Below are 24,249 nucleotides of genomic sequence, written 5' to 3' on the forward strand. Positions count from 1 at the left end.
CCGCCCGGCCTGGCCGCCAGGTCGGGCGGGGAGAAAGGCTATTCAATTACAAGATTTTGCCCATTTTGATTTATCTGAAATAACCGGGGCTTCAGGCCTGAGCGATGGGGTCAGAATTTTCCTGGTGAAGTACCATATTGTTTCTTAAACTCGCGGCTGAAGTATTTCCAGTCATCAAAACCGACAGCATTGGCTACTTCGTAAACCGTCATGTCCTTTTGCTGCAGGAGCCTGACAGCATTTTTAAGGCGGATCGATTTGACAAAATCATTTACTGTCATATTGGTTACGGCCTTGATCTTTTTATAGAGTATCGGTTGGCTCATGCCCACTTCCCTGGAAAGATTGGCTACATTAAAGTCAGGATTTTCCAGGTTGTCTTCAATGATCTTAATCAGCCCGGTAAGGAAAATATCGTCGATCTTACCTGTTGTAGACAGTACGGCATTTCCGGCTGCCACCTCCTGGCTGAACATTCTTCTCAACTTTTCCCTGGATTCGAGCAGGTTCCGGATATGCAGTTCAAGAATCCTGATGCTGAAAGGTTTTGTCAGGTAAAGGTCTGCTCCCAGCTCCAGTCCACTGACCTGGTTTTCATGGGAAGTCTGGGCGGTGAGCAGGATAACCGGAATATGACTTGTCCTCGGATCAGACTTCAGTTTTTCACACAAAGCAAATCCATTCATGCCCGGCATCATCACATCCGAAATGATCAGGTCCGGGATTTGCTCTGTGGCTGTTTCCCATCCGCTGATCCCGTTATCACTTTCAATGATTTTGTACTGCTGATTCAGCGATTCCGAGAGGAAGGCCCTTACTTCCGCATTGTCTTCCACCAGCAAGACCACCGGGCTGTTTTCCGAAACCGGGATCAGTTCCCGCTCAACTTTCGGCTCCGCGATATCAGACTTGTTCATCATTTCTTTCACCGGGCCAGCTGAATGTTCTGCCTGACTTGTCAGTTGTTCCGGTTTGAAATGCCCCTTGCCTTTGGGCAGTGTCACGGTGAAAGTAGTCTGTCGCTCTTCTGCATTTTTAGGTACTTCACTCACCACGTTCAGCTGACCACTGTGCAGCTCCACAATACTTTTGGAAAGGGCGAGCCCGATGCCATAACCCGTATTCTGTGTGCCATGGTCTTCTTCCTGGAAATAATTGACAAACAGCTTGCTGATATTTTCCGGCGAAATGCCCTTGCCATTGTCAGTCACTTTTACTTCTGCCTTCTGCTCGTTTTCCAATATTTCCACCACGATTCTGCCCCCTTCAGGCGTAAACTTACAGGCATTGGAGAGCAGGTTATAAAATACCTTCTTTAGCTGCTCCCGGTCAAAATACAGGTCAATGCCTGTTTCCGGAGTTACGAGCTCTATAGAAATATTTTTAGCTTCAGCGATATTTTTAAACGACACAAAAATTTCCTCCACAAAACCCACCAGGTTGTTTTTATTCACGTGCAGCACCAGGTGTCCGGTTTCCGCCTTCCTGAAATCCATCAGCTCATTCACCAGCTCCAGCAGGTTATCTGAGTTCTTTTTAATGATTTTCAACGACTTGTTGTCCTCCCCTGACGAAAGGATCAGCTTATCCAGCGGCCCGATGATGAGCGATAAATGGGTCCGGATCTCATGCGAAATATTGGTAAAAAAATTGAGTTTGAACAGGTGCAGCTCATTCTCTTTTTTGAATAATTCCCTGAGGAAGAAAAAGCGGGAAACAAAAAAGATGAGGGCAGCAGCCAGTATAAAATAGAGACAATAAGCCCACCAGGTTCTCCAGAACGGTGGTAACACCGTGATCTTCATTTGGGCCGGTTCGCTCCAGATGCCGTCATTATTGGCCCCTTTGACTAAGAAAGTATAAGTTCCGGCCGGTAAATTGGTGTAGGTTGCATCCGGCGTATTGACATAGTTCCAGTCTTTATCAAAGCCTTCCAGGAAATAGGCATACTTGTTTTTATTCGACTTGATGTAATTCAGTAAAGCAAACTCAATCGTAATCACGTCCTGGTTGTGCCGGAGGGTAATCTCCCTGGTCATGCTCATGTCTTTTTCGAGCACCCCATCTTTCCCGTTGATTTCGACAAGATTATTAAACAGTTTTAACCCGGTAAAGAGCACGGGCGAAGCCGCTTCATTGGTCTCTACCCGGTCAGGTCTGAAACTTACAAAACCGTTGATACTTCCAAAGAAAAACTCTCCTGAGCTGCTTTTGAAATAGGCATTATTATTAAACTCATTGCCACTCAGGCCATCGCTGGTATTGTAGTTTCTGAAAGTCTTCTTAACAGGATCAAACTTGGACAAGCCATTACCCGTACTCATCCAGAAAAAACCGTTGCGGTCCTCCAGCATACCGATGACATTATTATGGACCAGGCCCTCTTTCTCCGTAAATACCTCCCCGGTTTTTGAATTCAGGCGACCGAAACCAAAATCCGTCCCCACCCAGATTTGTCTGTGATGGTCCTCCAGGATACAGAAAACATTCCTGGATTTGAGATGAGACAAGTCTGCTTCTTTGATGGTCTTCGCTCCTTTTTCAAGATAAAACAGACCTCCGCCCCCACCCATCCACAGTTTCTGGTCCGACGACTCAAACAATACGCGTGGATTAATGCTCTTGTCTCCGAAATATGTATTAGGTATTGAATCAAGACTGGTGCCGTTTCGTCTGAAAAGCTTAAGTCCCCTTTGGGTACAAACCCAGAACCTTCCCTGGCTGTCTTCCAGCACATTGGAGATCTCGGACCGGAAAGTCTCCGAATCTTCTTCCTGGTAAATAAACCGGGTAAATTTCTGCTTTTTGGGATCGTATAAATTAAGCCCTCCGGCGTGTGTACCGGCCCAGATGTTACCGTCCCTGTCTTTAAAGAGTGTCTTAATCAGGTTGGAACCCAGGGTATTGGGATTGCCCTGTTTGTTTTTGAAAGCCGTAAACTGCCCCGTCGACGGGTTGGCCGGGTTGCGTTTAAAATAATTAAGCCCGCCACCCTCCGTTCCGATCCAGAGGTTATGCTGGTCGTCTTCCTGGAAACTGCTGATCACGTTATCACTGATGCTTGAGTAATAGCTGCTGTTCTGATAAACCGTAAACGGGATGCTCTGCGGATGACTCACGTTCATTCCGCCATAATAAGTCCCGATCCAGAACGACCCTTTCGAATCCTGGAAAATACTGTAAATGGAATTCTGACTCAGGCTCTTTTTCTTATGGTCTTCATGCTGGTAAGATACCGCCGTTCCTTTTTCCGGATCAAAAATACTGAGGCCTTCCAGTGTTCCGATCCACAGTTTACCATTTTTGTCAGGCACAATCTCCCGGATATTGTTATGGATAATCCCGGAAGGAATACTCCTTGTAAAATAGGAGAATGAAGACTTTGCCCTGTCATAAAGATTCAAACCTCCGCGAAGCGTACCGATCCACAGCCTGTGAGCAGGGTCCTCATACAAAGCCGTCACGTAATCGTCATTCAGGCTACCCGCAATATTTTTGTCATGGTTGTAAATCCTGATGTCTTTCAGTGAAGACGACATGCTCACCAATCCTGTGGAAGTACCCACCCAGATCACCCCGGCGTGGTCTTGCCAGATGGCCTGAATCTCTTCCCTCCGGATCTTCTTCCCGGATTTTTCTGCCAGGGTGATTCTTTTAAACGTCTTTTTCTTTCTGTCGGTCAGCAGGTTGAGGCCGTCCACCGTACCCACCCATATCCGGCCTTTGCGGTCTTCATAAATGCATTTGATGAGATTAGAGCTCAGCGTTCCAGGCACTTTGGGATCAGCATACATCCGCTCAAAATTATCAGTCGAGTCCACATACTGATTTAATCCGTAAGATGTCCCTACCCAAAGCGTCTTACGGGAATCAAACAGCAAGGCATTGATATAATTACTCGTCAGTGCCGACGAACTCCGGGGATTGCCCCGGTACACCCTGAAGTGGGTGCCGTCATACCGGTTCAGCCCGTTGCGGGTCCCGGCCCAGATAAAGCCCCGGTCATCCTGGGTGATACACATCGCAGAATTATGCGACAGTCCGTGCTCTACATTCAGGTGATCAAAGGTAAGGTTTTGTGCCCGGCACAAGGAGAAACTCCAGGCCAGCAGGTATAGACAATATTTGATCTTTTTGGGCATTTCTATGGCTAAAATCAAAGCAAAATAAAGAAATTTATAAAATTCATCCTATTTATTTAAAAAAATCACCCCTGTTTTTTTCAGCCCCCACTCATCTTTGTCCACGGAATCTTTTCCTTTTTCCAACCTTCAGAATGTCTGTATTCTGTCTTTTAAACTCTTAACTTAAAACAATTAAAGTATGAAAAAAACTTTATTACTGAGTAATCCCCCAAACCAATGGCTGGTATTATTTTTTGGTCTGCTGATGGTGACCTGGACGGCCTCTGCCAGAGCCGCAGACATCCAGGTGTCGGGATCGGTCTCCGATGCCCAGGGACTTATGCTTCCCGGCGTCAGTATTTCTCTTAAAGGTACATCAAAAGGAACGAGCTCCGACGCAAACGGCAGCTATAAAATTACAGTGCCGCAGGACGGTGTCCTGATCTTCTCCTTTATCGGATACGACACCCAGGAAATCCCGGTAGGCGGAAGAAGTCTCATCAATGTTTCGCTGGCCGAAAACGCCAAAATCCTGAGCGAAGTGGTGGTAGTGGGTTATGGTACCCAGAAGAAAGTGAACATGACCGGATCAGTAGCCTCGGTCTCAGCCAAAGAAATCGAGAATCGCCCGGTAACGAACGTTTCTTCATCACTGGCAGGTCTTGCTCCAGGTGTGTTTGTCAGGCAGGGTTCCGGCAAGCCGGGCTCAGACGGAGCCACCATCAGGGTGCGTGGAACAGGTACGCTTAACAACAGCGACGCCCTGGTGATCATCGACGGGGTACAGGGATCAATGGATGCCGTTAACCCGAACGACATCGAAAGCATCTCTATTCTTAAAGATGCCGCGTCCGCGTCGATCTACGGATCGCTGGCCGCCAACGGGGTCATCCTGATCACCACCAAAAAAGGATCGTCCAAGAAAACAACGGTTACTTATTCAGGCATCGTTTCTTCAGCCAGACCGAGCAATCTTCCCGATTTTATTTCAGACTATGCCCGTTTTATGAGGCTGACCAACGAAAGTAACCGCAACATGGGTGTTTCTGAAGTTTATGCCGCCAACACCATCAAACTGTGGGATGAGGCCAACAAAAACCCGAACGGCACCAGTGCCAGCGGTGTGCCTAATTATGTGGCTTACCCGAACACCAACTGGGCCGACTTTGTTTTCGGTGACGAAATCGTGCAGAACCACAACGTGGCTGTGAACGGCGGAAGCGAAAAGGCTCTTTATAATGTTTCGTTCGGATTCCTGGACAACAAAGGCATCATGCCCAACACAGGCCTGAAAAGATACCAGCTGCGTGCCAACATCGAATCGAAAATCACCAAGTTCCTGACGGTAGGAACCCAGACTTTCGCCTCGACGCAATCGGCCGGAAAAGCCAATACCGACAATGCCTTCAACTATATCTGGCAAACCACGCCGGGCATTTATCCTTTTTATGACAACCGTTACGGATTTGCCCCGGCACCCGAAGAACCGGTGACCAACAACAACATCCTGACCTACCTGAACGGCACGGGCGGGATGGACAGAACTTCCCGCTTCAACACTACTTTATACGGCGTGGTGACTTTATTCAAAGGCCTTACCCTTGAACCGAAAGTCAATTTCCAGACTCGTTTTAATGAAGGCAATTCATTCAGTTTACCGATCGAAAGATGGGATTTCGCGACCAACACGCTGAAAACCCAGCTGACTACGCCTGATCAGTTGTCTACCAGTTATTCATTTAACAGGGACTACCTGGTTACTTTCGACAACGTATTGAGATACAACAAGAGTTTCGGCAGAGACCACGATTTCGGGGCTTTGGCGGGCTACAACCAGTTCTATTTCAAATACTATGACTTCAATGCCTCTAAAAAAGGCCTGATCGATTATTCAACTACCACCCTGGGGTCAGCCGGAGAGGTGTCCAACACCGCCGGAGGACAGGAATATGACCGTGCCATGCGGTCATATTTCGGCAGGGTAAGTTATGCATACCAGTCTAAATACCTTTTTGAAGCCAACTTAAGATACGACGGCTCATCCAGGTTTGCTTCTGAAAGCCGCTGGGGGGTATTCCCTTCGTTCTCGGCCGGATGGAGAATCACAGAAGAGAACTTTGCTCAGAATCTGAAAAACTATGTTCAGAACCTGAAGCTGAGGGCTTCCTGGGGTAAACTCGGCAACAACGCTTCCGGTGACTATGATTACCAGGCTACCTACAGCAAAGTACCGTATTCTTACAACAACATCACCTTCACAGGTCTGGTACAGGGCAAATACGCCAACCCCCTGCTGCAATGGGAATCTGCCACAGTCATAGACCTTGGCCTGGAAGCCACTTCCTTCCGTGGCCGCCTGAACGCCGAAATCGACCTGTATCATAAACTGACGGACGGTATCTTAACCACCCCGCCGATTTACCTGACTTCAGGTACTAAAAGTGCTCCTACGCAAAACACTGCCGCGGTGCTGAACAAAGGGATTGAGATCTCCTTAGGCTGGAGAGACAAAATCGGTGCAGTAGATTTCTCTATCTCAGGTAACATCGCCCGTAACTTCAACAAAGTGACCAACTTTAAAGGAGATCTTGTAGAAGGATGGACAACCGACGCAGCAGGAAACAAAGTGTACAACTCCAATATCGGCCTGGTGTCCAGTGGTGGAGACAACCGCATCCTGGCCGGTCACCCGATCAACGAATACCACCTGATGGATGTGTACCGTGGCAATGGCTCTCATAACAACACCGACGGTACCCTGAACATCAACGGCGGACCACAGGACGGTATGATCAGAACGGTGGAAGACATGAACTGGGTGAAAGCCATGATCGCTGCCGGGTACAAATTCCAGCCTGTGGGCACGGTCGGCAAAGGCCAGCTTTACTACGGTGACCTTATTTACGCAGATATTAACGGGGACGGCATTTACGGTAACAGCTTTGACAAGCAGTTTACCGGAGCCACCAGCACCCCCAAATACATCTTCGGTTTATCGCTGAACGCTGCCTGGAAAAACTTTGATCTATCGGTACTCGTGGCCGGAGCTTCTGGCATGAAATACCTGTATAACCAATCAGGTATCAACAGCACGAGGACCAACCTGGGTAACGCCATCGGTACGGCCATTGCAGATGATCACTACTATTTCAATGATGCCAATCCTGAAGATCCGACCAATAACCTGACCGGGAAATTCCCGAGACTGAAATGGGCTTCTTCTGACGCTCAGACCAACATTCCGAGCAAATACTGGCTTTATGATGCTTCTTATCTGAAAGTGAAAAACGTACAGCTGGGCTACACCCTGCCTGAAAGTGTGTCTTCAAAACTGGGAATGAGTCGTGCAAAAGTATTTGTAACCGGAGAAAACCTTTTCATGCTGACCAAATATCCGGGACTTGATCCTGAGGTGGGGGCCAATATCTCTTACCCGACCATGAAGCAATATGCAATAGGTTTAAATGTGTCATTTTAATTAAAAGTACTTAACAATGGAATTCAATCAATCATTATATAAAAAACTGGCCGTCAAAGCAGGGATCCTCGTCGCAGTGGTCCTGTGCAACCCGGCCTGTAAGCAGGATTTGCTCGACACGGCTCCTTACGGCTCTATCAGTTCGGCCAACATGTGGAATACCGACAACCTTACAGACCTTGGAGTAGCAGGTGTTTACAACGCCATGAGACTGGGCATTCAGAACGGTGGTGCCTCAGACAGGGAACTTTACCAGATGGATGGCCTTGGATTCACTTCCCTGGCCAGGGGAGGCAACGACATGACCAACGGCACCTCGACCACTTCAAGCGGCCGCTTCAGCAACACCTGGAAAGAACTGTACGAAGGGATACACAGGGCCAATGACGCCATTGCCAACATCACCACAAAATCACCTTCGGCACCGGAAAAGAAGGCAAGGCTGATTGCGGAATGTAAATTCCTGAGAGCTTATTTTTACCTGAGACTGAACCAGCTTTATAAGGGTGTCCCCGTTTATCTTGAACCCCTTCAGGTGACCGAAATGAACAGGGCCCGTGAAACCGAAGCCAAAGTGTGGGAAGTGATCGTTAAAGACCTCACCGATGCCATCAGTGAACCTAACCTGCCGGCCAAATACGCTGCCAAAACAGCTAATTATGGCCGCGTTACCCAGGGAGCCGCTTATGCACTGAGAGGGAAGGCTTACCTGTACATGAAGAAATATGCGGAAGCTGCCGCCGACTTCGCCAAGGTAAAAGACGCCGGTTACAAGCTTTTCCCGAACTACAAGACCTTGTTTAAAGAAGCCAACGAACAGTCGGATGAAATGATATTCTCATTGCAGCATACCGGAGTGGATACCTACGGGTCAACCACCCAGTGGTATTGCGGCACCCGCTCTTCTTTCGGATCATGCTGGAACAACTACTATGTGTCTCCGGGTGTGGTTGATTTGTTTGAAAACGCAGACGGAAGCCCTTTCAACTGGGACGATGTCATCCCCGGATACAACAGCATGCCGGTCAACAAACGTGAGGTATACTTCTTCAGAAACGGCTTAACCGCCGCTGAAATCAGCACAGGTACTTCAAAAGGCCTCGACATGAGCCAGTACCTTCCGAACGGCAACGAAGAAAGGATCGCCAAGGCATTTGCCAACCGTGACCCGCGTCTGGGAGCCAGTGTAATCGCTCCCTATGCTACCTACCTCGGACGTCCTCAGAACGGAGCCGATCAGGTGTATGTCAATCGCTGGCCGTCCAGGAACGAAGCTCCCCCGGTGCTTGATTTATTCACAGATTCGAGAAACCAGCTGTTTTACCTTCACCGCAAATTCGTTTATGAAGGTTCTGCCGAATTGCTCAACCGTCAGTTTGGTCCTATAGATTTCCCTCTGATCCGTTACGCAGACGTGTTATTAATGTGGGCTGAAGCCCTGAACGAACAGAATAAAACACAGGAGGCCGTTGCCCTGGTCAATGAAGTAAGGGGAAGAGCCGGAATTGGCTTGCTTAACACTTCCGCCTCGACGATGGTCAAAGACCAGGCAGATCTGAGAACAAGGATCCGCAACGAACGCCGTGTGGAATTCATCAATGAGGGCATCAACTACTTTGATGAACTGAGATGGGGAACACTGAAAGAAAAAGTATTTGCCACCGGCAACGGTGTTAACCAGATCTGGGGCGGCGTTACTGTGCCTTATACCTGGAAAGATAATATTACTACCTGGCCGATTCCCCAGGTGGAGATTGAGATGAACCCGAAACTCACTCAAAACCCGGGCTGGTAATGTAGTTTTTTTTCATAGGACCCTAGTCCGAATCAGACAGCCATCATGTGCTGTCTGATTCTTTATTGACAGCTATAAGCTATTTATTTCTAGACTGTTAGATTTCTTGAAATAGAAGATATAATCAAATCTGTTGGCTGGTAATTTTAATCAAAAAGGCACGAAAATAATCGACGACAAAAGAAATAATGTCCTAAGAAATGAACCATCCAGCGGAACGCCGCCCGAACTAAAATTCTCTGTCTGAGCAAAGCTAAAAATTTCCGTTGTTAAAATTTTCAGACCCTAATTTTTAGATTTGTGAGTTAGAATTTTGAGTGTTTTTTTGCGGATCGCCGCCCGGTTACTTTTTTTGAAAAAAAGTAGGGCAAAGAAAAAGGTAATCTGCGCTACAGAAATCACCTAGCCAATAAACCAACCACAAAGACACCAAGACACAACGACTGTCTGATGCGACGGTAAAACCGGGTCTCTTTTGCGACGAGTTAGCTTCGTGCCCTCGTGGTGAAAAAACCGTCTCAACAACAATTTCATAGTAAAATGAGCCTGTTAAATACATCTCCTCAATATAATAAAACATGAACCGATCAATCATTTACCTTTTTATATCAGCCCTTTCATTTATCGCAGTCGTTTCCGACCCAAAGGAAACGCAGTTTATTGATGAGAACTTTTCTCATGCCACCGGTCAGCTGAAGAGAATGCTCAAAGCAGCTGATCCTCAATCTTTCCCGCGGACCCTTGACCAGCAAGGTGCCCTCAAATCCACGAACATGTACGACTGGACTTCCGGTTTTTTCCCCGGCAACCTCTGGTATGCCTATGAATATTCCGGCGATCCGGAGCTGAAGTCAGCCGCCATCGCCTGGACAGAAAAACTGGAGCCCCTCAAAGACTTCAGAGAACACCACGACCTCGGCTTTATGATGTACTGCAGCTATGGCAATGCCTACCGGCTCACGGGCAATGAGGCTTATAAAGCCATCCTTATCCAGGCTGCACGATCACTTTCTACCCGCTTCAGTACGCAAACAGGCAGCATCAAGTCATGGAACCGTTTTGTGTCCTGGAACGACAAAAAGACCTTCGACTACCCGGTCATCATCGACAACATGATGAACCTTGAGCTGCTTTTCTTTGCCTCCAAAGTCAGCGGTGATGATACCTTCCGTAAAATCGCCCTGACCCATGCCGGTAATGTCCTGAAAAACCAGGTTAGGAAAGATTACAGCCATTACCATGTCGTCAATTATGACGCTAAAACCGGCAAAGTAGTATCACGCCAGACTGCCCAGGGCTATGCCGACAATTCCACCTGGTCACGCGGACAAGCCTGGGGGATTTACGGCTTTACGGTCATGTACCGTGAAACCAGGGACCGGAAATACCTGCTGACCGCTCAGAAAATGGCCGATTTCTTCCTGAATCACGAAAACCTTCCGGCCGACAAAGTACCTTACTGGGACTTTGATGTCAATAAACCGGGATTTGTACCGGGTCCGAACGCCTATACCCGTCACGTGGCTCCTGTTCACAGGGATGCCTCTGCTGCGGCTATCACGGCCTCTGCCCTTTTGGAACTGGCCAACTATGACCCTAAAACCAAAGCCAGGTATCATCAGGCAGCCACTCAAATGCTGCATACCTTATCCGGCCCTCTTTTCAGGGCTGAGCAAGGTGACAACGCCAATTTTATTCTCAAACACAGCGTCGGCAGCATCCCGCACAAAGCCGAAATAGATGTGCCCCTGGTCTACGCCGACTATTATTTCCTGGAGGCTTTATTGAGGTATAAGAAAATTTTGGAGTAGATGATGTCATCTGGAGGGATAATTTTACAATGCAAAAAATAATATGTAATGACGTTCAGTAATCAACCTTGGTCATTTTAGATGTCCCAGCGGGACAAAATATCTGTAAAAGTAATCTCAACTATGATTTAACATCCCGGAGGGATGGAATATTTGTGCAAGCTTTTCCTCAGACATATTAAATCCCCGCCCGACGTGATCGCCAGAGCTTGCCCCCGTAACGGGGTCGGGCGGGCCTCCGGGATAATAATTGTAAAGTAGCGTAGTCGAGAGGCAACCGGTGTTACTTTTTCAGCAGAATTATTTGCACGAACGTTGTGCATGTAAATTAACGGTTCTCGACGGGCCTGCCCGACCTGGTGTAACACGCCGGGCGGGCTCGAACTGACAATGCGGGCTCGAACAGACAAATAAATGAAACATCCGAACCAAAAATTCTCTGTCTGAGTAAAGCTGAGAATTCCCAAAGTCAAACTTTCAGCAGCTAATTCTCAGATTTACGAGTTAGAATTTTGCGGGTCGCCGCCCGTTCGCTTTTTTGTTACTTTTTTTTCAGCCAAAAAAAAGTAAGAGCGAAGAAAAAGCGAGGCTGAGAAATTGTATTTCGGTATTGTAACTATTCAAAGATCAGCATCCGGTTAAAAAACATCCCTTTCAACAGTCCTTAAAAATTCATATTTTTATCAATACAAAACAGCATATCAAACAATTCAACCTTTATGAAACCGATCTTAATCTTTTTATCCGTGTTGATCTCAGCCACTGTCAGTGCCCAGCAGATACAGCGGAATATCCTCAGCACCAAATACCCGGCAGCGGCTTTTAAAGAAAAACTCCTCCCGGCCAAAGACTGGAAACCGTATCCCAAAACTCCGGATGAATGGGCTAAGGCAGTACCCGATACTATCCTGACCCTCTTGGTGAAGGCCGGCGAAAAAGCCCTGCAGAAAGAAATGACACAGACCTCTGCCAGCCTGCTCCTGGAATACGTCAGGTCAGGAGACCGTGAGCGGTATCAGAAAGTATCCTATGACCGTAGAAACAACCTCACTGATATGGTCCTGGCAGAATCCATCGAAAACAAAGGAAGATTTACGGAAGCCATCATGAACTATACCTGGGCCATTTGTGAAGAAACCTACTGGGGTGTTCCGGCTCACCTGGGCGTTCAGAAAGCTAAAAACGGTCTTCCTGATGCTGAAGACCCAACGGTCGATTTATTTGCTGCCGAAACAGCCGGAGTGCTCGCCCTCACTGATTATTTCACGGGTGAAAAACTGGATAAAATATCGCCGCTCATCCGCAAGAGGATTTACCACGAAACCAATCAAAAGATCTTTGAACCCCTGAAACAGGCCCAGCGGTATAATTATCTCAGTAAAACCAACCTCGTCAACAACTGGAACCCCTGGATTGTGTCGAACATCGTACTGGCTGACCTCCTCCTGGAAAAAGATGAAACAAAGCGGGCACAAAATGCTTACACTTACGCGGCTTTTATGGACAGTTACCTGAACAGCCTCGGGGATGACGGAGGCTGCGATGAAGGCCCCAGCTACTGGTTTGCGGCAGGGGCCTGCGTGTATGATGCCCTGCAACTCCTGCACAGTGCCAGCGGCGGGCAGATCGACATCTATGACGACCCATTGATCAGAAACATGGCGGCTTACATCTACAAAACCCATATCGCCAATGACTATTTCGTCAATTTCGCGGATGCTGACCCGAAACTAAAACCTGACGGGCTGATGCTTTTCAATTTCGGAGAAGCCATCAAAGACACCCAACTCATGGCTTTCGGGCAATGGGCCTTCGGCAAATACCCCAACGCCATCTCCAACAACGGCTTCCACCGGATGCGTAAAGTAAACAACCTGTTGAGCCTTAAACGCATTAACAAAGAAAAATACGAATTCAAACCTGTGAAGGAAGCCTGGTTAAAAGACATCCAGGTACTGACGGCGAGTGCGTCCAACGGTTTTTACCTCGCTACGCACGCCGGACACAATGCCGAAAGTCACAACCACAACGATGTGGGTGATTTTATTCTTTATTACAACGGGGAGCCGGTCATCATTGATGCCGGAAGGGGGAATTATACCGCCAGAACCTTCTCTGCCCAGCGTTACGAGTTATGGTTTACCCAGTCAGAGTACCACAACCTGCCCATCATCAATGGCTACGGTCAGGTGGCCGGGAGAAAATATGAAGCCTCCGGCGTTTCTGCCGTCACAAACGACAAGGAAGATATTTTACTGATGGACATCGCCCCTTCTTATCATGCCGAAGCGGGCGTCCGGTCATGGAAAAGACAGGTAAAGCTTAACAAAGTCAAAAACCAGGTGGAGATTGCCGATAATTATGAGCTTAAACAGGCTCCTAAATCGCTTCAGCAGGTCTTTATGACGGTCTGTGATACTGATTTGTCGGTACCGGGGAAAATCACGTTAAAGACACCCAAAAACCAGTCCGTTAACCTCACCTATGATGCCAGACGATGGGACGTAAGCTCTGATTTACCTTCCACAGAAGGCATGGAATACAACAGTTTCAAAACCAAATGGGACAACAGACCCGTCAAAAGAATCATACTGACCGCGAAAAAACCCGGGATGAAGGATAAACATGGGTTTGTTTTGGCGGAATAATATTTCTGGTTTTAGCAAGTTACCACTTAACCATTAAGTTCATTAAGAAAAGAGCATTAAGGTCCAACGCATCCTTAATGCTCTTAATTCCTGCCCGGCCCCGATTGCCGGGACAAGCCGTGACCGTCAGAACTTGCCCGGTAATGGGGTCGGCGGGCACAATTCTTTTGCGACGAATACGCTTCGTGACTGCGTGCCGTTGTGGCATAATTACAAATAATCCGGAAAGAAAGTATGTCGCCCCTACAGGGCTTTGTTCTTTTCTGACATCTTCCCTATCCGCCAACTATCTGTCGCCCCGATGGGGCTTTAATGATTACTATTTTATTTGAATAAATCAAAACATTCAAAGCGAAAGAACCGTGACTTCGTGCCCTTGTGGCCAAAAAACAGCGAGTCCGGAAAAACCAGATGATAAAACCACGAAAATCAACTATCGATTGCCAGGCTATTTCTTCGATGCTCCGGCCTGAAGGTTATGCTTACCGTCTCAAATTCTCTCAATATCTCGGGTAAATTCTTTCTGCTTTCTCCGGTCTCCCTGTCCGACCTGGCGGCCAGGTCGGGCGGGCTTCCTCCGGAATACTTGCAAAATCAACAATCTCTCCTTAGCTTTATATCCATTACAAAAGATCAATAAATACCAAATCAGAATAAGTGCTCTCATTTTTTTCTAAACAAGACTTTTCGGACGCTTTTGCCTTTTTGCATACAGACATGCACTCACATCTGCTGCCCGGCGTTGACGACGGTAGCCCGGATGTCGAAACTTCCGTTGACCTGCTCAAAAACCTGCAGGACATCGGTTTTAAAAAGATCATCACCACCCCGCATATCTATCAGCCATTTCACAAAAACACCAAAGCCGGACTGGAAGGTGTCTACAACACCCTGAAGCCCCAGCTGAAAGACAAAGGCATTCACCTCGACTTTGAAGTAGCCTCTGAATATTTTGTAGACGAACACTTCGAAAAACTGATTCAGGACGATGAAATCATGTCTTTCGGAGATAAATATGTGTTGATCGAGATCTCTTTTGTGGCTTATCCCAAAAACCTCGACGCCATCATCTTTGAACTGACCTCAAGAGGGTATAAACCCATCCTGGCCCACCCGGAGAGGTATCTGTACCTGGCTGATAATATTAAGTTCTTCGAAAACCTGATCAGGGTAGGTTGTATCCTGCAACCTAATATCAACTCTTTTATGGGCTATTACGGCCGTAAATCTGAAGAAGTGGCGAGGTTCTTCGTAGAAGAAAAATTCGCATCCCTTTTAGGCACCGACCTGCACCACTACCGCCACCTGGATGCCCTGAAAACCCTCATGAAGAATAAAAAAATCATGAAACTCCTGCAGAATCATAACTGGCTGAACCCTGGTTTGTAGTATTTAATTCTGAATCATTAACTATTAAGGCATTAAGAAAAGAGCATTAAGGTCTTACGTATCCTTAATAGTAAAAAATCAAGTCCAGGAAAAACGAGTTTAGAGAAAGAGAGCAACGAACACCCGACCCTTTAGCGGGGAGTTTGACCAGTATTTGTGGCTAAATAACAAATAATCCGGAAAGAAAATATGTCGCCCCTACAGGGCTTTTTCTTTTCTGACATCTTCCCTATCCGCCACCTATCTGTCGCCCCGATGGGGGCTTTAATGATTACTATTTTTTTTGAATAACATTGCGAAGAGAAAGAACCGTGACTTCGTGCCATTGTGGCCAAAAAACAGCGAGTCCCGAGAAAAAAACCACGAAGACCCGCCCGACCTATTATCAAAAAATTAATCCAATCGATTATAAAAGAATAAAAAAACAATTAAATATCTGCTGAAAAAATTCTCTGTTTGAGTAAAGCTGGGAATTCCCGATGTTACTATTTCGGCATTTAATTCTCAGATTTACGAGTTAGAATTTGCGGATCGCCGCACCGTAGTTTTTTTGCGGATCGCCGCCCGGTCACTTTTTTTCGAAAAAAAAAGTAAGTCAAAGAATAAGAGAAGCGAAGAAAACGATGTTCGAATAAAAGTAAGACCGAAGACAAAATGCCTTTACTGCAAATATGCTTCGCGACTTTGTAAGTAGTCAAAAGTAAACAAGTCTTGAAAAGCTAACAGCTAGTACGCATTCTCCTCCCCCTTCAAAGCATTATATATCGTCATGAAGATGATCCTGATATCCAGCCAGAACGTGTAGTTTTCAATATACCAGATATCAAACTCCACCCTTTTCTGCATTTCATCGATCGTCTTGGTTTCACCTCTGAAGCCATTCACCTGGGCCCAGCCTGTGATGCCCGGTTTAACCCAGTGTCTTACCAGGTAGCTCTCCACTTTGTCCTGGGTTCTGAGGTTATGCTCATGAGCATGAGGACGCGGCCCTACCACAGACATTTCGCCCAACAGTACATTGATAAACTGCGGGAGTTCATCAATACTTGATTTCCGTAAAAACGCCCCCACCCTCGTAATCCGGGGGTCATTTTTCTTGGCCTGCTGAAACTCGTCTTTATCATTGACATCCTTGCTCTCCGGCCGCATCGACCTGAACTTGAAACACTTAAACTTCTGCCCGTTACGACCCCAGCGGTCCTGCTTAAAGAACACCGGGCCTTTAGATTCCAGTTTGATGATCAGGGCAATGATCGGGAACAGCCACGAAAACAAAAAGATAAATACGAGTATGGAGAAAATAATATCAAAAACACGTTTCACTACCTTCCAGTGATATTCCTGCAGGGGCTCACTCCGGAGCGTGATCATCGGGTAGTTGCCAAACATCTGGAACTGCAGCCTGCTTTGGTAATAATCTACATAATTGGGCACGATCTTCGTCCTGATGGCCTTGCTCTCTGAATACAGGAAGATCCGCTTCAGCATATCCCTGTCCAGGCGGTCCGTCGTAATGATCAGCTCATCTACCTTTATCCCGTTATTATTTTTGAAAAACTTATCCAGGTCACCCAGGTAACTGTACCCTTGTACCTCCACTTCTTCTTTGGCAATAACCCCCAGTACTTTGAAACCATAATGGGGACTTTGTATGATCTGCCTGATCAGGCTTTCGGTAATTTCGTTGAATCCCACAAAAACCACATTGCGGGTATTTCCGCCTTTGCTGCGGTAATAAACCAGTATTTTCTTAACCAGGTAACTTTTCAGGGTCAGGAAAACGAGCAGCAACACAATGTAATAAGCCACAAAAGTCCTGGAATACATGTGCTGGTTCAACAGGAAATACAACTGCCCTGCCACGATGGCCTGCACGATGATATTCTGAAACAACAGCAGTAACTCCCCTACATATTTTTCTGTCCTGAAGTCGTCATAAAGATTAGACATCTTGGCAGAGAAATACCAGGCTACCACCAGGGTAATGATGATGATACGGTCTACTTTTTCTATGCCCCGCTGACTTAAGTAAGAACCCACGTAAAAAGAAAACAGTATGATGAGGATGTCCGCAAACAGCCTCATGTAACTTATCTTATTGATCTTATCTTCCATGTATACAATCCGCAAAAATTTAAAATTTCATCTGTTTCAGGGGTGGTCAGTTCCAGATTTTCATTCGGAAGGAATTCAATGTCAACTGAATAGAACTTCCGGTAGGCGGAGATAGTTTTCGTCGCTGTTTAACGAGGCCTAAATGTAACAGAATTTAGACAATAATACTAACATTGGTCATCGATTTTTAAAGCATATTATCTTAGAATAATGAAAGTCGGTATTTTCCCTCCCGTATTTATACTTGCCGGATGTACCCCTGACGCTTATCCTGAAAAAAAAATAATTACCCAAAAAACGCCATAATCATATGCCATTTTACGAAATTATAAAATTTTCTACGGAATGCAGCTCAGAATACATTCTGGCGTGGATTTTGCACCCAACGTATAGAATGATAATAATTAAAAATAACCTAGAAAAAATACAACAGAATGGGCCGTTTTGATACCGTTGGATAAATACTTTAAATTTATCTTTTTTTTAGAAAAAAGAAGGATTAAATTTAGCTTAAATAACGCCAAAGAAAACAATTTAACATTTACAATTGCACCTCTAAAACACTTAAAAAAATGGAAAACGAATCAAGATACAATGTGACCATTTGGAAAAGGATAATCGTATTGGCAGTACTTATCGTCATCGCTTATTTAACTTATCTTTGAGGTAAATCTCAACTAGTTGGCCAGGAAACTTTATTTATCAAATGAAAAGACTTTAAGCAGATCCGCAAGGGTCTGCTTTTTTTATTGTCAGTTCGAGCATAACCTGTCCCGACCCTTCGGGAAATAAGAACGCAAGTTCGAAGTTTGCCAGCGTAGCTGCCGAGAACCGTTAATTTACATGCACAACGTTCGTGCAAATAATTTCGATGAAAAAGTAAGATCGTGCTTCAGCCTCTCGACTATCGCCTGTCCGACCTGATTTTATCGGGCGGGCTCGAGGTGACAGTGTTGTTGTCAGTTCGAGCAACCTGTCCCGACACCTCGGGATAACCTGTCCCGACCCTTCGGGAAATGAGAACGCGAGTTCGAAGTTTGCCAGCATAGCTGTCGGGAACCGCTCGAGCCCACATTGTCAGTTCGAGCGTAGTCGAGAACCGTTAATTTACATGCACAACGTTCGTGCAAATAATCCTGGTGAAAAATTAACATCTGTGCTTCAACTTCTCGACTACGCTCGAAGTGACAAAACCTCAGCCTCCCGACTACGCCCATGACGACAGGTTTCTTAAGCTGAAAAAAGATTTTCATTTTAGAAAAAAACTATACATTTGAGTCCTAAGTCTTACACTATAAATTCAGACCATGTACATTAAATCCTATTGTGTTTATATCCTCCACTGTAGTGACGATACTTACTATGTTGGCCTATCCAGTTTTCTGGAACAAAGACTTATCCAACATCGGGAAGGCTTATTCCCCGATTCCTATACCTTCAAAAGAAGGCCTGTAGAACTCCAGTTTTATGCAGAATTTACAATGGTTCACGATGCTATTGCTTTTGAGAAGAAGATAAAAAAGTGGTCCCGCTCCAAGAAAAAAGCTCTGATCGAAAGTGATTGGAACAAATTAAGACAATTGGCCGCTTGCAAAAATGAGACCAACTACAAAAACTACAACAAAGACAAATGACCCTCTGTCAGTCCGAGCCCGCATTGTCAGTTCGAGCAACCTGTCCCGACACCTCGGGGATAACCTGTCCCGACCTTCGGGAAATGAGAACGCACGTTCGAAGTTTGCCAGCTTAGCTGTCGGGAACCGCTCGAGCCCACATTGTCAGTTCGAGCATAACCTGTCCCGACCCTTCGGGAAATAAGAACGCAAGTTCGAAGTTTGCCAGCGTAGCTGCCGAGAACCGTTAATTTACATGCATAACGTTCGTGTAGATAATTTCGCTAAAAAAGTAACATCTGTGCTTCAACTTCTCGACTATGCCTGTCCGACCTGATTCATCGGGCGGGCTCGAAGTGACAAAACTTCAGGCTATCGACTGTCCGACCTGATTTTATCGGGCGGGCTCGAGGTGACAGCGGGCAAATAAAAAACCCGGCTGTTAACCGGGTTATATCAATATTATCAATTTAAAAAAGCAACTTCATTTAAAACCGCTTAGCCTGGTTCTGCCAGTAACTCTGATGATACTGACGCAGTTTCTCATCCAGCTGATAATTCAGTCTGAATTTCTCTCCGATTTTATTTCCCCGGGTATAAATATATTCCCATCTGAATTCATCCGTTGTTCTCAGCCTCGCCCTTTTGCCCTGTATGATATTTCCGGGAGGGATCGGAATCGCAAAGTTGAAACCTATGGTCGTACCGTTGGTCGTCATCAGCCCGAAGAAAGCAATCTCCACCCTCGTAAACTGGCGGATCATGTCGATCCTCGCCCCACGGTCATTGTGCATATATTGCCCGCCGGACAACTTAAAAGAAATATCATGTTTATTCATCCGATAGGCAATGTCGGCCAGCAAAACCAGGTGTGAAGGCTTCGCATATTCCAGGTAGCCCGGCACAAACCGGTAATAGCCTGAGTAAGCCCACTCAAAACCATACGACCAGGGTTTGTTGAGGTTGCTGTGCCGGTACTGCACATTCACCCCATACTGGTCCGAATAAAAGAACCCCGCCGATGCACTGATGAAGTTATGGGTGCTCAGCACCGCAAACTTATTCAGATACGTAGGAGCCAGTCTGACTTTCAATGGCTGGGAATCAATGTCATTGATGAGCGGAAAAACCACCCCGGTATTCAGCACCAGACCACGGCTCAGGTTCAGTTGCGTATTGAGCAGGATATTGGTCTTGCTCTCCACCGGGTTATTGAAATTACCAAAGTTAGCAATAAACTGCGGCTGCAGCCAGAAATCAAACTTGTAGTCTTTAAACGGAAACCATTGCTTCACCCCCATTTTCCTTTGGTAGGCTTCCTCCAGAGAGGTCAAAGTCACGGTTCTGTTCTTTTGCAGATACATCGCAAACGGCACCCCCTGTATCATCGGCACATAAGCCTGCCGTCCGGCCGTATCCCCCAAAGCATACCGCAGCCCCATAAACCCATCATAAGGATTCCGGAACAACCTCTGCTCATACGACACGACCTTCGCCGAGGTGTCCTGATGCACATTCTCAAACCCCAGCAATACTTTCTCCCTACCCTTCTGAGCTATAGCTCCTAAAGTCATCATCGTCAAAGCCAGTCCCCAAAAACCACTTTTCAATAAGTAAGAATAAACATCCTTTTTCCGGACGCTACTGCGTCTTCCTTTCTCCCCTTCCGATCTTTGATCAGGCCGGGCAGGCTTTCTCCTTCTACTCATAAAGTTTTTCAATTTTCCTAGTCGGCTTAAACAAATCCACAGCAAAAGAAGACCCGAACATCACCTGGTCAAAGTTCAGTAAACCCGCCTGCACGGTCCATCGCTTCCCGATGATCCCATAAGCACCCAGATTCAGTTTCTGAGAATCCCACTCAGCCATGAGACCTGCTTTCTTTTGATAGTCCAGTTTCACACCACCAAATGGCCCGGTCAAATACCCATTATTAAACTTGTACTCACTTTTTTTCTGCCATTTCATGTTGGAAAAGATATTAGAATTGGTAAGATTATCTTCTGACCTGTATAAAAAATACGGACTTCCATAACCTGCAGTAGCCTCCAAACCTACATTTTCACTAAGTTTGAATTGCTTGGTAGCTACAATCACCTGAGTAAGCATCGCCGCATCAATGGTAAAAGGCGTAGACAAAGCAATAGCGATAGAAGGCCATTTTTCTTTTTCTTTCATCAATAAGTATCTGATATCTAATTGTCTATCCCCGAGAGCTTCTTTTACCTTATTTTCGTTGGTAGAAATTATTTGCAATAGACTGAAGCTTATGTCTAACCTAGGAACTACAGTTAAGTTGGCAAACAATGTTCTTTCAGGATTGCTTCCTTTAGACCTTAAACCGTAATTAACAGGGTTGTAATTGTAACCTAAGCTAAACATTCCATCAGACACCTCAAGAGCGTCAGGGATATACATTAAACCGGACTTTCCTGACAAATTCATTTGCCCAAAACTTATATGGCTTAATAGAATAAAAAGAAAGGGTAACCATCTGGCACCCTTTCTTTTCTCAATAAATATAGAATATAATCTTTTCAACATTGAAGCTAAGATTAGTTTCCTCCTTGACCTTGGTCATGACACAACTTAAAGTTAGCTTCAAGTATTACCTTAAGTGGGGCCAAAGCAGCATCATAGGAGGTTTTAATTTTACCCAAATCAGTTGTTTGAACCGCCTTCAAAGCAGCAATTCTGGCAGCAGCCTCAGTATCACAAGCTTTAGTTGAAGCAGTGGCTGTAGTTACCAGAGCTCCAATTTTTACAGAATAATCAAAATAAGCAAACAAAGTCAAAAGACTACCTTGAGTTGCAGTAATGGTCTTATCAGTGACCAATTTTTGGATACCAGATAAAGAAGCATCTAAAGCAGCTTTAGCGGCAGTGGCTCCCGCCGTAAAGTTAGCAGTCACAGAGGTCTTACAAGTTGCACTACTAATTGCAGCTGAAGCGGAATTATAAGTATCATTTACAGTTTTTTCCAAGGCTGTTTTTGAATCATCCAAAATTTTCTTAGCGGACTCATAAGCCGCAGATGCCTGATCTGTACATTCAGAAGCAGTTCCTGCTACTGAGAATGACGGGTATGATAACGGAAGGGACTCCGAGTTTTCCTTAGATTCTTTTTCGATCAAAAGAGAGACCGGTGCTCCATTAACAGTTGGCAAGGTGACACTTGGTAAGTAAGCGGCCAAAGCAGCATTACCTTTTAAAGCATCAATCTCAGCTTTCAATGAAGCTGGTAATGCACCACCACTTTGAAGAGTAGAAACCACATTTGGGGTAAATGCACTGGCAATAGTTTCAGCCTTTTCTGCTGAAACAACTTTAGCCACATCTGCGGCAGTTGAAGTCACCGCAGCAGTTAAGCTACCAGATGCTAAACCAGAACTGGCAGCAGAGGCAGCAGCAGAAGCTGTAACAGAAGCAGGAGTAGTCGTTACTGCGGCAGGGGTTGAAGGAGTGATGGCAGGAAGAGGTTTAACGTCTTTGTATCCTTCTTCAAAATCAGGAATCTCCGGTTCAGTTTCTTTGGGTTTACAATTGTACAGACCTACGACCAGGCACATAGCCAAACCCAGGCTCAAAGCCTTCATAAAAGAATTACTTGTTTTCATCGTTTTTTTTAAATTTAAGTTCTTGTAAGAAATGTATTAAGTGAGTATATTTTAAAAGGTATTAAAATAAGAATTTTATGGCTATAAATCCGTCAACAAAAATAGTGTTTTCATGCTAAGGAATTAAGACTGTGATATTAAAAAATTGAAACTTTTCGAATATCTATTCTGACCTTAATTTTGCTCTAAACTATCGCTTAATGTGAAGATAACCAAATTTAATTTCAAAAATTTATTAATCGGTAGCAAGAAAATTTAAGATTCTTCTAAAATAACAAAAAAATATAAATGAAATACAATCAAGGGTTTATCCATCTTTTTGTCCTGAAACCACCCCGCTCCCTATACTTTCTGCCACTACCCTCACCATCTTCCGCAAATCCAATGCCATCCTCCTGACATCCAGATGAAAAGCTAGATTTTTTTGTATTTTTCTTATGTGCTTGTCAGTTCGAGCCCGCCCGGCTTGTTACACCAGGTCGGGCAGGCCCGTCGGGAACCGCTACAAAACATGCACTAATGTTTGTGCAAATAATTCTGCTGAAAAAGTAACATCAGTGTATCATCCTGTCGCCTGTCAGACCTGATTCATCGAGATGGTTCAATACGATAGAGGTTCAAGCCAGTTGATACATCTATTTTTTATTTTTACTGATTTTTTGAAGTTGATCAATATAATTGGGTTAAATAATATTCTTCGAGTGAGTTTATTGACGATATTCCATTTCTTAGCCTTACTTTTTCTTCGCTTTTACTTTTTTTGAAAAAAGTAACAAAAAACATTAAAAATTCTAACTCGTAAATCTGAAAATCTCTTGATTTGAAAGAAGAATTCGTTGATTTTCAGCTTTACTCAAACAGAGAATTTTTGGCTTGGATATTTTATTACTTAGGACGTTATTTATTCGCCCGCACTTTTTCTTAACTGTTCTTGAAAAAAGTGACTACTCCTCTAACGTCGAGCAGGCATTAAGGTAGTAGTATGTCTTAATGTTCTTCTTAATGCTCTTAACTCCTTAATGCCTGCCCGACGTGACCGCCAGAAGGGCCGGGCGGGGTGAAAAGCGGTGCAAAATCATTCCCCTTCAGGCGTGAATAAGAAATTAAGAAAACCACCAATCAACATCCCCGCAGTGGTGCCGGCTACGCCCCAGAAAATATCCGTGTAGGAAAAATGCCGGTGCGGCAACCGCAGCTGCCCGACTTCGACGACGACGACCAGGACAAACAGCAAAAACCAGAACCCCAGCCGCCTCATCCAGTTATTGCTTTTCTTCATCAACAGCTCAAACACAATCCCCAATAGGAAAAACGGCACTGCCGTCCGCAGGTCTCCGTTCCGGGACTCATTCGCCCAGTCCATCACCCACCCCGGCAAAAACCACGCCTCCCGCAAGTCCGGATAAGCAATCCAGCTGAAGTAAAACACACTCAAGACCAATAAAAAAGCAAGGAATATCAGGAAGATTCTTAACATCGAAAAATTATTAACTTCTCGACTACGCTCGAAGTGACAATCCTCATGTCAGTTCGAATTGCTCTGTCCTGTCAGTTCGAGCGTAGACGAGAACCGTTAATTTACATGTAAAACATTGGGTAAAAAGATATGCTAAAAAAGCAACATCCGTGCTTCAACTTCTCGAATACGCCTGTCCGACC

At 45.5% G+C, this 24,249-nt stretch carries 12 protein-coding genes; 6 read left to right on the top strand and 6 right to left on the bottom strand.

Annotation, left to right across the window (positions count from 1 at the left end):
- Window positions 1-110 precede the first annotated feature (110 nt).
- On the bottom strand, window positions 111-4,160 hold the full coding sequence (locus GVN16_RS05770) for a hybrid sensor histidine kinase/response regulator transcription factor (RefSeq protein WP_166562897.1): 4,050 nt from the start codon (window positions 4,158-4,160) through the stop codon (window positions 111-113).
- Window positions 4,161-4,323: 163 nt separating this feature from the next.
- On the opposite strand from GVN16_RS05770, the gene GVN16_RS05775 reads away from it, so the two are divergent.
- From GVN16_RS05775 to GVN16_RS05795, 5 genes are all read left to right on the top strand, one after another.
- A complete protein-coding gene (locus GVN16_RS05775; RefSeq protein ID WP_166562898.1) occupies window positions 4,324-7,602 on the top strand; it encodes a TonB-dependent receptor in 3,279 nt (1,092 codons plus the stop codon).
- Between the two features lie 16 nt (window positions 7,603-7,618).
- Window positions 7,619-9,397 (top strand): RagB/SusD family nutrient uptake outer membrane protein, encoded by a 1,779-nt coding sequence (locus tag GVN16_RS05780; protein WP_166562899.1) that lies wholly within the window; start codon window positions 7,619-7,621, stop codon window positions 9,395-9,397.
- A gap of 578 nt (window positions 9,398-9,975) precedes the next feature.
- Entirely contained in the window at window positions 9,976-11,208 is a 1,233-nt protein-coding gene (locus GVN16_RS05785; protein ID WP_166562900.1) for a glycoside hydrolase family 88 protein, read from the top strand.
- Window positions 11,209-11,927: 719 nt separating this feature from the next.
- Complete coding sequence (locus GVN16_RS05790; RefSeq protein WP_166562901.1) at window positions 11,928-13,856, top strand: heparinase II/III family protein; 1,929 nt, start codon at window positions 11,928-11,930, stop codon at window positions 13,854-13,856.
- A 657-nt stretch (window positions 13,857-14,513) separates the two neighbouring features.
- Entirely contained in the window at window positions 14,514-15,245 is a 732-nt protein-coding gene (locus GVN16_RS05795) for a tyrosine-protein phosphatase (RefSeq protein WP_166562902.1), read from the top strand.
- Window positions 15,246-15,971: 726 nt separating this feature from the next.
- On the opposite strand, the gene GVN16_RS05800 is transcribed toward GVN16_RS05795, so the two are convergent.
- On the bottom strand, window positions 15,972-17,375 hold the full coding sequence (locus tag GVN16_RS05800) for an undecaprenyl-phosphate glucose phosphotransferase (RefSeq protein ID WP_166562903.1): 1,404 nt from the start codon (window positions 17,373-17,375) through the stop codon (window positions 15,972-15,974).
- Window positions 17,376-18,667: 1,292 nt separating this feature from the next.
- Between GVN16_RS05800 and GVN16_RS05805 the strand changes: the two genes are divergently transcribed.
- Window positions 18,668-18,994, top strand: a complete 327-nt coding sequence (locus tag GVN16_RS05805) for a GIY-YIG nuclease family protein (RefSeq protein ID WP_166562904.1) — start codon at window positions 18,668-18,670, stop codon at window positions 18,992-18,994.
- A gap of 467 nt (window positions 18,995-19,461) precedes the next feature.
- Here GVN16_RS05805 and GVN16_RS05810 read toward each other — a convergent pair whose 3' ends face one another.
- From GVN16_RS05810 to GVN16_RS05825, 4 genes are all read right to left on the bottom strand, one after another.
- Window positions 19,462-20,682 (bottom strand): YjbH domain-containing protein, encoded by a 1,221-nt coding sequence (locus tag GVN16_RS05810; protein WP_166562905.1) that lies wholly within the window; start codon window positions 20,680-20,682, stop codon window positions 19,462-19,464.
- The gene (locus GVN16_RS05815) at window positions 20,675-21,517 is read right to left on the bottom strand and encodes a YjbH domain-containing protein (RefSeq protein WP_166562906.1); all 843 of its coding nucleotides are present in this window, start codon (window positions 21,515-21,517) and stop codon (window positions 20,675-20,677) included. The genes GVN16_RS05810 and GVN16_RS05815 overlap by 8 nt, the downstream gene beginning before the upstream one ends.
- A gap of 11 nt (window positions 21,518-21,528) precedes the next feature.
- A complete protein-coding gene (locus GVN16_RS05820; RefSeq protein ID WP_166562907.1) occupies window positions 21,529-22,590 on the bottom strand; it encodes a hypothetical protein in 1,062 nt (353 codons plus the stop codon).
- Window positions 22,591-23,665: 1,075 nt separating this feature from the next.
- Complete coding sequence (locus GVN16_RS05825) at window positions 23,666-24,067, bottom strand: VanZ family protein (protein ID WP_166562908.1); 402 nt, start codon at window positions 24,065-24,067, stop codon at window positions 23,666-23,668.
- Window positions 24,068-24,249: the final 182 nt, after the last annotated feature.

It is taken from the genome of Emticicia sp. CRIBPO (assembly GCF_009905725.1).
In the GTDB taxonomy this organism is placed as follows: Bacteria; Bacteroidota; Bacteroidia; order Cytophagales; family Spirosomataceae; genus Leadbetterella.